The sequence below is a fragment of the Jeotgalibacillus sp. R-1-5s-1 genome (genome assembly GCF_004405105.1).
Lineage (GTDB): Bacteria > Bacillota > Bacilli > Bacillales > Jeotgalibacillaceae > Jeotgalibacillus.
In genome coordinates this window covers 85,473-100,334 of record NZ_SORW01000012.1, presented here as the reverse complement: position 1 = coordinate 100,334, position 14,862 = coordinate 85,473, and the positions used below count along the sequence as shown (strand labels likewise).

General features: G+C 45.0%; 13 protein-coding genes. All 13 read left to right on the top strand.

All coding sequences use genetic code 11. From position 1 onward, the window contains the following. The first annotated feature begins 33 nt into the window (after positions 1-33). The gene (locus tag E2491_RS05785) at positions 34-1,338 is read left to right on the top strand and encodes a hemolysin family protein (protein WP_134373872.1); all 1,305 of its coding nucleotides are present in this window, start codon (positions 34-36) and stop codon (positions 1,336-1,338) included. Between the two features lie 77 nt (positions 1,339-1,415). Further along, the gene (locus E2491_RS05780; protein WP_134373870.1) at positions 1,416-2,747 is read left to right on the top strand and encodes a hemolysin family protein; all 1,332 of its coding nucleotides are present in this window, start codon (positions 1,416-1,418) and stop codon (positions 2,745-2,747) included. Between the two features lie 112 nt (positions 2,748-2,859). Further along, positions 2,860-3,861, top strand: coding sequence for a sodium:calcium antiporter (locus E2491_RS05775; RefSeq protein WP_134373868.1), 1,002 nt, complete (start codon positions 2,860-2,862; stop codon positions 3,859-3,861). Between the two features lie 312 nt (positions 3,862-4,173). Then, positions 4,174-4,998, top strand: a complete 825-nt coding sequence (locus E2491_RS05770) for a M55 family metallopeptidase (protein ID WP_134373866.1) — start codon at positions 4,174-4,176, stop codon at positions 4,996-4,998. A gap of 12 nt (positions 4,999-5,010) precedes the next feature. Further along, complete coding sequence (locus E2491_RS05765) at positions 5,011-5,943, top strand: ABC transporter permease (protein ID WP_134373864.1); 933 nt, start codon at positions 5,011-5,013, stop codon at positions 5,941-5,943. A gap of 2 nt (positions 5,944-5,945) precedes the next feature. Then, a complete protein-coding gene (locus E2491_RS05760; protein ID WP_134373862.1) occupies positions 5,946-6,896 on the top strand; it encodes an ABC transporter permease in 951 nt (316 codons plus the stop codon). A 17-nt stretch (positions 6,897-6,913) separates the two neighbouring features. Further along, the gene (locus E2491_RS05755) at positions 6,914-7,945 is read left to right on the top strand and encodes an ABC transporter ATP-binding protein (protein ID WP_134373860.1); all 1,032 of its coding nucleotides are present in this window, start codon (positions 6,914-6,916) and stop codon (positions 7,943-7,945) included. Positions 7,946-8,021: 76 nt separating this feature from the next. Continuing rightward, positions 8,022-9,659 carry a peptide ABC transporter substrate-binding protein gene (locus tag E2491_RS05750; protein ID WP_134373858.1) on the top strand — a complete coding sequence of 546 codons (1,638 nt, stop codon included), beginning with the start codon at positions 8,022-8,024 and terminating at the stop codon, positions 9,657-9,659. Positions 9,660-9,961: 302 nt separating this feature from the next. Further along, entirely contained in the window at positions 9,962-10,882 is a 921-nt protein-coding gene (locus E2491_RS05740) for a S66 peptidase family protein (protein WP_134373854.1), read from the top strand. Continuing rightward, positions 10,879-11,967: a dipeptide epimerase gene (locus E2491_RS05735; RefSeq protein WP_134373852.1), complete on the top strand. Its 1,089-nt coding sequence runs from the start codon at positions 10,879-10,881 to the stop codon at positions 11,965-11,967. The genes E2491_RS05740 and E2491_RS05735 overlap by 4 nt, the downstream gene beginning before the upstream one ends. A 12-nt stretch (positions 11,968-11,979) precedes the next feature. Beyond that, positions 11,980-12,891 (top strand): C40 family peptidase, encoded by a 912-nt coding sequence (locus E2491_RS05730; protein WP_134373850.1) that lies wholly within the window; start codon positions 11,980-11,982, stop codon positions 12,889-12,891. Positions 12,892-12,901: 10 nt separating this feature from the next. After that, positions 12,902-13,861: an ABC transporter ATP-binding protein gene (locus tag E2491_RS05725; protein WP_134373848.1), complete on the top strand. Its 960-nt coding sequence runs from the start codon at positions 12,902-12,904 to the stop codon at positions 13,859-13,861. Positions 13,862-14,361: 500 nt separating this feature from the next. After that, on the top strand, positions 14,362-14,562 hold the full coding sequence (locus E2491_RS05720) for a cold-shock protein (protein WP_134373846.1): 201 nt from the start codon (positions 14,362-14,364) through the stop codon (positions 14,560-14,562). Positions 14,563-14,862 lie beyond the last annotated feature (300 nt).

Sequence of the window (14,862 nt, the reverse complement as noted above, 5' to 3'; positions counted from 1 at the left end):
CCGGAGGTGAATCCCCTATTTTAGGGGAACTTATTGGACAGTATATTAATATTGAACCTTGTGCTCGTAGCGGTATTGATCGGGCTCACAGCTTTCTTCGTTGGATCAGAATTTGCCGTTGTAAAAGTAAGAATGTCACGTGTGGATCAGTTGATAGCAGAAGGAAATAAAACAGCACCTATTGTCAAGAAATTGGTGACGGACCTTGATTATTATTTATCAGCCTGTCAGCTCGGAATCACAGTTACTGCTCTGGGACTTGGTTGGTTAGGTGAACCCACCGTCGAAAAAATTCTTCATCCGGTATTTGATAGTCTTGGTGTCCCTTCTTCACTTTCAACAGTCGTAAGTTTCGCTGTAGCTTTCTCTTTGGTAACTTTTTTACACGTAGTTATTGGTGAGCTGGCACCTAAAACTTTGGCCATTCAGTTTGCAGAAAAAATGACATTGTTATTGGCGAGACCACTATACTGGTTCGGTAAAATTATGTTTCCTGCCATTTGGACTTTAAATGGTTCTGCAAGAATTTTGCTTAAAGCTTTCGGGGTAAAGCCGGCTGGACACGAACAGGCTCACTCTGAAGAAGAGTTGAAAATCATAATGACTCAAAGCTATAAAAGTGGAGAAATTAACGAGACTGAACTATCTTTTATGCAGAATATTTTCTCTTTTGATGAGCGGGTCGCAAAGGATATTATGGTTCCCCGCATTCAGATGGAGACGTTGGATGTCAGTATGACAACGGAAGAAATTCTTCAAATGATAGATGAGCATCAATATACAAGATTTCCTGTTACTCAGGATTACAATAAAGATACAATTATTGGTTATGTTAACGTAAAAGAGTTATTGACTAATATTGTAAAAGATAAAGCTTATAAAATGGAGGATGCTCTCTTACCGATTGTCTCCATTCATGAACAAACCCATCTCCAGGATGTGATGGTTAAAATGCAATCAGAAAGAAATCATATGTGCCTGATCATGGACGAGTATGGTGGAACTGCGGGTTTACTGACGCTTGAAGATCTACTTGAGGAAATTGTTGGTGAGATACAGGATGAATTTGATGAAGATGAAACACCGGATATTGAGGAAATGGGAGATTTAAAGTATCGAATCAATGGTCGTATGCTGCTTGAAGATCTGGAAGAGAGATTTGGAATCGAATTTCCGGATGGAGAGGAAGTCGATACATTAGCAGGCTGGCTTCAACACCAAAAGTATGATGTTGAAGAGGGAGACTTCTTCCACAGTGACGAGTTACACAGGTGGTGTGTCGATAAAATGGACAATCATCAGATTCTTGTCGTAAGACTGGATATAATGAAGCGTTAATAAAAGCTTCTCAAGTGTAAGTGTTGTGAAAATGGGAATAAAAAAGGCCATTAAATTTTTTATGGAGGTTATTGCTCTTGACAGTCGCATTAGTGACCTTAGTTGTGTTAATTCTGGTGAACGCTTTTTTTGCTGCATCAGAGCTGGCGCTTGTAAACCTAAATGATAATAAAGTAAAAAGAGCAGCTGATGAAGGTGATCCTAAAGCGAAGACGCTTTATAATCTTATTTCAAAGCCGAGCTTGTTTTTAAGTACCATTCAGATCGGTATTACGCTGGCCGGGTTTTTGTCCAGTGCTTTTGCCGCTGATTTCTTCGCAGGACCTCTCGCCGAGTCGCTTGTAGACTGGGGGGTACCTTTATCAATTGGGGTTCTTAATACAATATCGGTTGTAACCATCACGATCATCCTCTCGTACTTTACACTGATATTTGGAGAACTCGTACCTAAACAGCTGGCATTACAAAAAGCAGAGGCGATTTCAAGAGTTGCTGCTGGTCCTTTATCCTTTTTGGCTAAAGTCAGTGCCCCAATCGTAGCAATTCTTACATTTTCGACCAACACTGTCGTCCGCCTGTTCGGGGTGGATCCGAATGCTAAAAATGAAGAAGCAACGGAAGAAGATATCCGGATGCTTGTAGATGTGGGACGTGAAAGAGGCACTATTAATCCCGAAGAAAAAACGATGATCAATAATATCTTTGAATTTAACGATAAAATTGCATCAGATATTATTACGCACCGCCGCGATATGTCTGCACTGCCGATTGATGCGTCGTTTGAAGACGTGCTGGCTCTTGTTAATAAAGAGCGTTACACGCGTTTCCCTGTATATGAGGGGGAAATTGATAAAATTGTCGGAGTGCTGCACGCGAAGGATCTTTTTCAGTACGTGGGCCGTGACGAACCGTTTGATTTAAAAAATGTCATCCGCAAGCCATTTTTCGTTTTAGAATCCCAGCCGATCGACGTATTATTTGCTTCCATGCAAAAAAGCAATACACATATCGCCATCGTGATTGATGAGTATGGTGGTACAGAGGGCCTAATTACGATTGAGGATGTCATTGAAGAAATTGTTGGAGAAATACTCAGTGAGAGCCTTGAACCCGGTTTTTCTGAACAGGAAATTACGGAGCTGACACCAGGTGAGTATGAGGCAGAGGGAACCTTCCGCTTGTGGGAACTGGAGGAAATCATTCATGTAAGTCTGCCATCAGAGGATCTGGATACGATCAGCGGATTTATGATTCATGAGCTTGGTTATATTCCGTCAAATAATGAGAGGCCGGTAGTTAAGTACAAAAACACAGTGTTTAAAGTGCTTGAGGTTTCAGAAAACCGTATTGAAAGAGTTCATATTAAAGTAGAAAAAGAAAAACATGACGCTGCTTCTGAAGAAGTGTAAAAATCAGACTGCCGATTTGTCCGGCAGTCTATTTTGGTTTCGAAATAGAAAATTCTGGGGAGAATAAATCATATGGGTTTATTCTTAATCTCTTTGAGGGAGTGAATACATAATGGTATTCGTCTGGTTTGTGCTGGCGGCTGTTGTAACGGTTTATGCGGCGATGAAGCTTTCGTCCTACGCTGATGTGATTAGTACGAAAACCGCAATGGGTGGCCTGCTGGTCGGGACGCTCCTGCTTGCGGGAGCAACATCGCTGCCTGAGGTGACGACGAGCCTTTCAGCGGTGCTGATTGGCAACAATGATATTGCGATTGGAAACGTACTTGGTTCAAACTTGTTCAACGTCTTTATCCTTGCCTGTTTTGATTTGTATTACAGGAAAAGAAAGCTTTTCCTGCAGGCGAGTAACGATCACTTATATACAGCGGGTCTCGGTTTACTGTTAACCCTGCTGGTCATGACTGCCTTAATTCTGCGTCTTGATTTTACGATCATTGGTATTGGGCTTGATTCACTCCTGATTGCCATCATTTACGTTGTTGGGATTGTGGTGATTGGACGGATTTCAAAAAATAATCAGACTGTTGAACCGGTTGAGTCACACGAACCGATCGATAAGACTGCGTCTAATTTCACGATGACTGTAAGGCATGCTGTGATTGGTTTTATTATAGCTGCGATTGTCATCATGGGTGCAGGAACCGTTCTATCCATTATGGGTGACCAGATCGCCGTAATTACAGGGCTTGGTTCAAGTTTTATCGGAAGCTTTCTAGTAGCGGCAACCACCTCGCTTCCTGAAGCAGTATCTGTATTCGTAGCATTAAGGCTGAAGAACATCAATCTTGCTATGGGCTCTATTCTTGGAAGTAATATCTTTAACATGCTGATCCTTGCCGGTTCGGATGTCATTTACCGTGAAGGTGCGATTATTGCTTCTGTATCAGATTCGCATTTACTGACAGCTATTGGCGTAACGGTGCTGTCAATCATTGCGATTTGGGCAGTCCTGATGAAAAAGGCAACGTCCACGATTAAATACATGCTGCCGTCCATCCTGATTGTCATAGTTTACTTTACAACTTCATATCTGATTTTTATTAACAGTTAAGCAAAGCCGGACATCCCAGTGTTATTCATGGGCATGTCCGGTTTTTTGTATGTGAACAGATGAATAAATATCCTTTTGAATAACATAAAAATAAATTTTTTCTGCATCCATTTACCAAACTATTTTCCTACACGAAATAGTTGATATATCGCGATTTAAAGCCATCATCCATTCCTTCAGAACCCATCTGTACCAACTAAAAACAGTCCTTCCTTCATTTGATAGATCATGATTATTTTGCTATAGTAGTTTGAAAATTATGATAGTTATCCTGTTTATTAGAAAGAGAGAGAAGAAAAGGGGATTAAGGGGATGAAGGTTTATTTGTCTGTGGACATGGAAGGAATCACAGGCCTTCCGGATTATACATACGTGAGTTCGAATGAAAAAAACTATGAACGTGGACGATTGATCATGACACGCGAAGCAAATGCCGTCATTGAAGCGGCTTTTGAAGCAGGAGCCACTGAGGTGGTCGTCAATGATTCTCACTCAAAAATGAATAACATCATCATTGAGGAACTACACCAGGAAGCGCAGCTGATCACCGGAGATGTTAAGCCGTTTTCAATGGTCCAGGGACTTACCGCGGACTTCGATGCGGCTATTTTTGTTGGCTATCATGCAAGGGCAGGACAAAAGGGTGTGATGTCGCACGCGATGACTTGGGGTGTGCGCAATATGTGGATTGATGACCACGTGATTGGAGAGCTTGGGTTTAATGCGATGGTAGCCGGTCATTATGGTGTTCCGGTTGTGATGGTAGCCGGGGATGACTGTGCGGCTGAAGAAGCGCATAAGCTGATAGAAAACGTGAAAACGGTCGCCGTGAAAGAAACAATATCAAGGTCTTCTGTTAAAAGTCTGACGCCGGCAAAGGCGCGGGAGAAGTTAAAGCTCGCGACGGGGGAGGCTTTATCAGGACGCAAATCCATTCAGCCTGTCACTGCATCAGATGCTCCAGTGCTGAAAATAGAGTTTACCAATTATGGTGAGGCTGAATGGGCAGCTTTAATGCCTGGGACCGTGCTGGAGCCGGGAACCTGCATTGTGTCATACAAAGCAAAAAACATCTTAGAAGCGTATCAGGCGATGCTTGTCATGACGGAGCTCGCGATGCGTACAACATTTTGTTAGGGGGATCAGTCAGTGACTACATATATTGTTAAAAGGTTTTTTATCATGATCATCACCGTGCTGGTGATTGCAACGCTGACTTTTTTCCTCATGAAAGGCATTCCGGGTTCGCCGTTTAATCAGGACCGTGGAACGAGTGAAGCGGTTCAGGCGAACTTGGAGGCTCATTTCGGTTTAGACCAGCCCTGGTACGTGCAGTACGGCGTTTATCTGAAAAGTATTGCAACCTTTGACTTCGGACCATCTATCAAGAACCCTGATCAGACGGTCAATGATCTGCTGGGACGCGGCTTTCCGATTTCATTTGAGCTTGGGATCGTGACGGTTCTGGTCGCACTCGTGTCAGGTATTACGTTAGGGATCATTGCCGCATTAAAGCACAATGGAATTGTCGATTATATGGCGATGACGCTCGCTGTGTTGGGTATCTCCATCCCGAACTTTGTACTGGCAACACTTGTGATTCAGCAGTTTGCTGTTAACTGGCAAGTACTTCCTGCTGCCACGTGGTCCAGTCCGATGCATATGGTTTTACCGGTGATTGCCCTGGCAACGGGACCGATGGCAATCATTGCGAGGCTGACACGTTCCAGCATGCTCGAAGTATTGACGCAGGATTACATAAAAATGGCGCGTGCCAAAGGATTGACACCTTTTAAAATTGTCGTCAAGCATGCGCTGAAAAATGCCATGCTTCCCGTTGTCACGATTTTAGGTACGTTACTTGCAGGAATTTTAACAGGAACCTTTGTCATCGAGAAGATTTTTGCCATTCCCGGAATGGGTAAGTATTTCGTCGACAGTATTAATAACCGTGATTATCCGGTTATTATGGGGACGACGGTGTTCTACAGTTCCATTCTGGTCTTTATGCTCTTCCTTGTTGATGTGGCATATACGCTGCTTGATCCGAGAATCAAGCTGGCGAAGAAGGGAGGAGAGTAGGAATGAGACAAGTATCTTCTCAGGACACACATAAAAAACAAATTCCGGACGACTGGTTTAAGCCGGTTGGGAAGGATCGCGAAAAAGCCGAGGAGGTTGTTCGTCCTTCCCTCTCTTACTGGAAGGATGCCTGGAGGCGTCTGTTGAAAAACAAGCTGGCAATGGCAGGGTTAGTCTTTTTAATCGGACTTGCTTTTATGGCGGTTTTTGGACCGATGATGACCCCTCATTCACCTACAACACAAAACTTACCTAACCAGAACCTTGCACCGAACAGCACGCATTGGTTTGGAACTGACAACCTCGGCCGTGATGTTTTCGCCAGAACCTGGTACGGAGCACGGATTTCATTATTCGTGGGTCTGATGGCTGCTTTAATTGATTTCTTTATTGGGATTATTTATGGAGGCATTGCAGGTTATAAAGGTGGCAGAACGGACAATGTCATGATGCGTATTGTGGAGATCCTGTATGGACTTCCTTACCTGCTCGTTGTTATTCTGCTGCTTGTTGTGATGGGGCCGAGCCTTGCCACGATTATTGTGGCGCTGACGGTTACCGGATGGATTGGAATGGCCCGGATTGTCCGCGGTCAGGTCATGCAGATTAAAAATTATGAGTTTGTGACGGCTTCACAGTCGTTTGGAGCAAAAACGTCCCGTATTATCAGAAAAAATCTTCTGCCGAATACGATGGGGCCGATCATTGTACAGATGACGTTAACGGTGCCAACCGCTATTTTTGCGGAAGCGTTTCTAAGCTTTCTTGGGCTTGGTATTCAGGCACCGCATGCCAGTTGGGGTGTGATGGCCAATGATGCATTAGGTGTCATTATTTCAGGGCACTGGTGGCGTTTGTTCTTCCCGGCGTTCTTTATTTCAGTCACCATGTTTGCTTTTAACGTATTAGGTGACGGCTTACAGGATGCGCTGGATCCTAAATTGAGAAAATAACAAAGTGGGGTGAAAAAATGACTTTAATCAAGGAGCAAAGGAAGCAGTACGGAAACGCTAAAGCAGATCTTCCGGTATTAAGTGTGAAGGATTTGCAGGTCACGTTTAAAACGTATGGAGGAACAGTCCAGGCGGTCCGGGGTGTAAGCTTTGATGTGTTTCGGGGAGAAACGCTTGCGATTGTAGGCGAATCCGGCTGCGGTAAAAGTGTGACGTCCAGCGCGATTATGGGACTGATTCCATCGCCACCCGGTGAAATCACGGGTGGACAGGTGGTGTTCAAAGGAAAGGATCTTACCTCACTTTCAAAAAAGGAAATGCGGGAAATCCGGGGTGTTGATATCTCTATGATCTTTCAGGATCCGATGACAGCTCTTAACCCTACATTAAAAATAGGGGATCAGCTGACAGAAGGAATCCGTCAGCACCAGAAAATCTCCGGAGCTGAGGCGAAGAAAAAAGCGGTTGAGATGATGAAGCTGGTGGGCATTCCAAATCCTGAAGAACGGCTGAAACAGTATCCTCACCAGTTCAGTGGAGGGATGAGACAGAGAATCGTGATCGCGATTGCCCTGATGTGTGAACCAGAACTGTTAATTGCCGATGAGCCGACGACTGCACTCGACGTGACGATACAGGCGCAGATTCTGGAGCTGTTTCAGGAGATTCAGGAAAAGACAGGTGTATCCATCATTTTAATTACACATGACCTGGGTGTTGTAGCGAAAATTGCCCACCGCATTGCAGTCATGTATGCAGGAAAGATTGCAGAGACAGGCACGAAAAGAGAAATCTTTTATCAGCCTCAGCATCCTTATACGAAAGGGCTGTTGAATTCCGTTCCGCGGCTGGATTTAAAGGGTAAGGCGCTTGAACCGATTGAGGGAACGCCGCCTGATTTATTTTCACCGCCTGTTGGCTGTCCGTTTGCCGCCCGGTGCCCGCATGCCATGGTCGTGTGCGACAAACTGATGCCCGAGACAGAACAGCTCACATTCACGCATAAAGCAAGCTGCTGGCTGCTGGATGAGCGCGCAAATCCGGCCTGAAAGAGACGTGTCTGATTTGATGACAGACAGGCTTTCAGGCCGGAACCATACATAATCATTAAAGGGGGAAAACAGCATGAAGAAATGGGGAATCTTTTTATTTTCAATCGTCATGGTGCTTGTACTGGCAGCATGTACAGCAAATGAAAATGCCGGTGATGAATCGCCGGAGCAGGATGTAGAGGGTACTGAGAGCGAAAGCGGAGAAAAGGTGCTTCGTATGAACAACGGTGTGGAGCCGACGTCAATGGATCCATCTATCGGCTTTGATGCTTCATCATGGAATATTTTAAATAATGTGATGGAAGGCTTAACGCGTCTTGGTCAGGATGATCAGCCGCAGGAAGCAATGGCCGAGTCATGGGACATCTCTGAGGATGGTTTAACTTACACGTTTAACATTCGTGAAGATGCGAACTGGTCAAATGGAGAGCCTGTAACAGCAGAGGATTTTGTCTACGCATGGACTTATATGCTGGATCCGAATACTGCTTCTCCGGCAGCATTCCTTGCTTACTTCATCGAAGGGGCGGAGGAGTTTAACGCAGGTGAAGGAGATGCATCATCTCTTGGCATCACAGCTGTAGATGAAAAAACACTGGAAGTAAAACTGACGGCACCAACAGGGGCGTTCCTGAACATTATCTCAAACCCGTCATTCTTCCCGATTCATAAAGCAACAGCAGAGGAAAACCCTGAGTGGTACGCAGAGGCAGATACATTTGTAGCAAACGGACCATTTAAAGTGGAATCATGGGCACATGACAGCGAGCTTGTCATGGCTAAAAACGAAGAGTACTGGGATGCTGACAATGTAAAGCTTGATCAGGTTCACTGGGCAATGGTGAGTGACACGAATACAGAATATCAGATGTTCCAGAGTGGAGATCTTGATATGTCTGAAATTCCTGCCGACAGTGCTGATCAATTGATCGACAGCGAAAATGTTGTAATCGAAGATCAGGCAGGACTTGCTTTCTATCGTTTTAACGTAAATGAAGAGCCGTTTCAGAACAAAAAGATCCGTCAGGCAATTGCGAAAGCAGTAAACCAGCAGGAGCTTGTTGATTTTGTAACGAAAATGGGTGAAGTACCGGCAACCGGTTTTGTATCACCAGGTTTTGAAGATGCAAGCGGCAGTGACTTCCGTGAAACAAACGGAGATCTTCAGGTATTTGATGCGGATGAAGCAAAAGCCCTTTTAGCAGAAGGAATGGAAGAGGAAGGCTATGATGAGCTACCGGCGATCACGCTTTCATACAGCAACACCGAATCAAACCGTGTCGTAGCAGAAGCGATCCAGCAGATGATCAGCCAGAACCTTGGTGTTGAAATGGAGCTTTCAGCCGTTGAAAGTAATGTCTTCCTTGATGAACAGCGAGGCCTTCAGCATCAGCTGTCACGCAGTTCATTCCTGCATGATTATGCGGATCCAATCAATGCACTTGAAAGCTTTGTTACGGATTCATCCATGAACCGCACAGGCTGGTCCAACGCAGAATTTGATCAGCTGATTGCCGATGCAAAAGCTGAAACAGATGAAGCGGCACGTTACGAGCTTCTGTACCAGGCAGAGAAATTGCTGATGGACGAAGCACCGATCTTCACACTTCACTATTACAACCAGGTTTATCTATATGCTGACAATGTAAAAGACGTTGTCCGCCACCCGGTTGGCTATGTGGAGCTGAAGTGGGCAGATAAGACGGAGTAAGGTTCTGATTTAACTCTTATCTTTAAAACATAGGATAAATAGAACCAGTTACTGATTATAAAAGGTGAGCGGAGCAGAAGGCGGCGACTCCTGCGGCATAGAAGGGTCAGGTGAGATACCGAAGTGCGAAGCACTTGGTGGCTCACCGCCCGGCCGCGGAAAGCCCGGCGCGCAGCTCACCGGTTTTATTTTTAAAAATGGACGTCAATCAGCAAGTTTATCGCAAAAAATCATACACTTTTCTTGATTGTGGAAAAGATTCTTCCGTCCTCTTTTCCAGAGTTAAGAAAGGAGCAATAAATATGATCACACCAAAAGCATTGAAACCGGGAGATACGGTTGGCTTTATTGCGCCGGCGAGTCCGCCGAATATCGCACAGATGGAAAAATCAATTGAATTTTTTACTTCCCTTGGACTTAAAGTCAAAGAAGGGAAACATGTGAGAGATGTGTACGGATACCTGGGTGGAAAAGATGAAGACCGTCTTCAGGATCTTCATGAGGCGTTTGCTGATCCTGAAATTGACGCCGTGATTTGTGCAGGTGGCGGCTACGGTACAGCCCGACTTGCTGCACGGATTGATTATGAGCTGATTCAACAAAACCCGAAAATTTTCTGGGGCTACAGTGACATTACGTTTTTACATACTGCTATCAGGCAGGAAACAGGACTTGTGACGTTTCATGGTCCGATGCCCGCTTCTGATATTGGCAAGGACACGTTCCACGATTTATCTAAACGAATGTTTGACCAGCTCTTTGAACCGAAGGAATTACATTACACAGAAGCCATTTCCCCACTTTCCGTTGTGTCTGAGGGTGAATCTGTCGGAGAGCTGACAGGAGGCAATCTGACCCTGATTACAAGCTCGCTTGGCACGCCGTGGGAGATTGATCTGAAAAATAAAGTGCTGCTCATTGAGGACATTGATGAAGAGCCGTATCGGGTGGATGGTATGCTGAATCAGCTGCGGATGGCCGGAAAGCTTGATCAGCTGTCCGGAATAGTCATCGGTGATTTTAAAAATGCCGTACCTACTAACGGAAAGCCGTCTTTATCGCTGGAGGAAGTGTTGGGTCATTATCTGGGTGACCTTGGTGTGCCGGTTTTATCCGGGTTTAAAATCGGCCATTGCGAACCGCATTTTGCCGTACCGCTCGGTGTAAAAGCAAGGTTATCCTCCTCAAGAAAATCTCTGACGCTTCTTCCGGGGGTGGAGTGATGATTCGTTCGATTGACACCTTCAGGGTGAGTGTTCCATTAAAAAAACCTTTTAAAACGGCTTTAAGAACGTTGACAACAGCTGAGTCAGTTATCGTGAAAATAACGGATTCAGAAGGCCGTACCGGCTACGGAGAAGCGCCGCCGACACATGTCATCACGGGAGATTCGCTTTCAGGTATTGAGGCCGCGATTAATGAAGTGATTGGACCGAAATGCATCGGCCAATCCGTGCTGTCACGCGAAAATCTTTTACATATCATCCATACATCCATGGTGGGTAATACCAGTGCAAAAGCTGCGCTTGATTGTGCCGTTCATGACCTGCTTGCCCAGCACGCTGGACTGCCGCTCTATCAGTTTCTTGGGGGAAGTCGGGATACACTTGAAACCGATTATACAGTCAGTATCAACGAACCGGATGAAATGGCTTCAGATGCATTACAGTTCGTTCAGGACGGTTTTTCCATTTTGAAAATAAAAGTGGGTATTGGAGCGATCGAAGAAGATCTAAAGCGTATTCGTGCCATCCGTGAAAAAGCACCGGACTGTACACTGCGGCTGGATGCGAATCAGGGCTGGACGGCGAAAGAGGCGATTTATGCGATACGTAAAATGGAAGACGAGGGACTGGATATTGAGCTCGTTGAACAACCGGTCAAAGCACATGATATTGATGGGTTAAAAAGAGTGACCGATCACACGTTCACGCCGATTATGGCAGATGAAAGTGTGTTTTCACCGAAAGATGCAATCCGGGTTCTTCAAATGCGGGCTGCTGACCTGATCAATATTAAGCTGATGAAAGCCGGTGGGATTCATCAGGCGCTGACGATCGCCAAGCTGGCTGAAAGTCATGGGATTGAATGTATGACAGGCAGTATGATTGAGACAAAGATCGGGATTACGGCCGCCGCCCATTTTGCAGCAAGCCAGCGAAACATTACACGATTTGATTTTGATGCGCCGTTGCTGCTTGCTGAAGATATCGTGGTTGGAGGCGTAAGCTATCAACAGTCTGAAATGAAGCTGGCTAATACGCCGGGGCTCGGAATCCTGACGATTCAAAATCATGCCGTCATTTAGGAGGAGAACATCATGAAAACAGCTCAAATTAACGTTACAGTTGCGACTTTATGGACAGGTCCTGACTCCCCCAGAGATCTGGATCAGGGAGCCATTGAACATCCTGTACAAATTGAAAAATGGTTGAACGGGATGTCGGCAGAGGAACGTAAACAGCTGCTCGATAATAATAAAATACAGTCACAGGTGCTATATGGAGAAACAGTTTACGTGCTGGAGGAACAGGATGGGTGGTCGCATGTCCTTGTCCCTTCCCAGACGAGTAAAAAGAATGAAGGAGGCTATCCGGGCTGGATTCCTTCTGTGCAGTTAACTGACGTTTCAGAGGAGGATGCCGAGGGAGAGCCGGGTCAACTGTTTGCTATGGTAACAGCAGACTTTGCTGATCTGAAAAATGAGAACGGAGAGCAGATCCTTCCACTCGTTTATACAACCATTCTACCTGTACTTGAAGAAGGAGAGCGTATTGAAGTACATACACCGCATGGCAGCGGGTTTTTAAAACCGGATGATGTAGAGCTTTATCGTAGTCAAAAGGAGCAACGCAGCGGTCGGGAGCTTGCGACTGAAGGGGAACGCTTCAACGACCTGCTGTATCTTTGGGGAGGAATGACGCCTTACGGCTATGATTGCTCAGGCTTCAGTTATTCCATACATAAAGCAAGCGGTTATATCATTCCACGTGATGCCTCAGATCAGGCAGCTTCGGGAGTAAAGGTTAAAAAGGAAGACGTGCAGCCTGGTGATCTTCTGTTTTTCGCTTATGAAGAAGGCAAAGGGCAACTTCATCACGTCGGGATTTATCATGGAGACGGTAAAATGATTCATTCCCCAACACCGGGTAAACGGATCATGATCCAGGAAATCAAAAGCTCCTTTTATGAAAAAGAATGGTGCGAAACGCGTCGATATTGGAAGAAATGAGGGGAACATCATGACACAGCAGAAGCTGCTCGAGGTCAAGGGCTTAAAAAAACACTTTGATTTAGGAAAAAACCAGCTGTTAAAAGCAGTGGATAGCGTCAGCTTTGACGTGTATAAAGGCGAGACGCTCGGACTCGTTGGAGAGTCAGGCTGCGGAAAATCCACGACAGGCAGAACCGTTATGGGTCTATACAACCTGACAGATGGGGAAGTTCACTTTGATGGGCAGAACGTTCATCAGATGAATGAAAAAGAGCGTTTTTCTTTTTTACGGAATATGCAAATGATTTTTCAGGATCCGTATGCATCACTGAATCCCAGGTCCACGGTTCTTGAGATCATTGCGGAACCGATGGAAGTACATGGTCTTTACAAAAATGCTAAAGAAATGAAGGAAAAGGTGTATCAGCTTCTTGAGGATGTTGGTCTGACCCGTGATCATGCCAATCGTTATCCGCATGAATTCTCAGGTGGTCAGCGTCAGCGTATCGGGATTGCACGTGCCCTTGCGCTTGATCCGGATTTCATCATTGCGGATGAACCGATCTCTGCGCTGGACGTATCAGTGCAGGCGCAGGTCGTCAATCTGCTGAAGTCCCTCCAGGACGAAAAAGGGCTTACCTATTTGTTTATTGCGCATGATTTGTCCATGGTCAAGCACATTTCAGACCGGATCGGGGTCATGTATCTTGGTCATATGGTGGAGCTCACAACGAGTGAGAAGCTGTACGAGGATCCGCAGCATCCCTACACAAAAGCGCTGCTGTCAGCCATTCCGATTCCTGACCCGGATATTGAGGAAAGCAGGGAGCGGATCCTACTTGAAGGAGAACTGCCAAGTCCGATTGATCCACCAAGCGGATGCGTATTCAGAACCCGCTGTCCTCTTGCAGATGAACGCTGTGCAGCTGAGAAACCTGAGTGGCGCGAGGTCAAAACAGGACATTACGCTGCCTGTCATTACGCCTGATCCTCATGTTTGTGTATACTGAAATCAGGGAATACCTATAACTATATCCCGTTTTCAGGAGGAGATTGTTCATGAAGAATTTAATTAAAAAAGCCATTAAATATGGACCGATTGTATACCCGATTATCCGAAAGCTGATGAATAAACGGAAAGCCGGACGATATTAATCGATCCGGTTGTTTCGTTTATTCGACTGAAATATCATCGGTTTCAGGCGGGAAATAAATAAAATTAATTTAATTTACCTCTCGCTGAACCGTTAGCACGACTAGGTTAACCGCCGTAAATGCGAAACCTGTCGGAAAATATAGTAAAGAATAATTTGCTATTTATACGAGTGCGTGCTAGTATTAACACATGCTTAATACGTAACAACCATCTAATTCACATGTTATCAGGGATTTTACATTTCCGATCATGTAAAATTCGTGCTAACATGTGAATTCTTTGTTTTTACTCAGCTATTAAGTAAAACCAAGAACAAAGTGGAGGAATTACCCATGAACGAAGGTACAGTAAAATGGTTTAACGCAGAAAAAGGATTTGGATTTATCGAAGTTGACGGCGGCGAAGACGTATTCGTACACTTCTCAGCTATCACTGGCGACGGATTCAAAACTCTTGAAGAAGGTCAAAAAGTTAGCTTTGATATCACTCAAGGCAACCGTGGCGACCAAGCTGCTAACGTTGTAAAATTATAATTTTTACAATTTCAAACACCTGTTTCTCTTAGGAGATGCAGGTGTTTTTTTGTCTTTTTGCTGTCTGCTCGCGCGGAAACAGGATTGATTGTTTATGTAGACTGGTTACGCGTATGCAGAGGGTAACCGGAGTAGGTCAAACCTCACTGAACTCACGAACTTTTTTGTAAGCTGACGAACTCGTGGGTTAAGCTCACAAACTCCCCTGATAAGCTGATGAATTCCGGATGTATCCTCACGAATTAACCACCCAACCTCACAAACTCCAAACTCAAAAAGAGGATTCACACTCTTTTATAC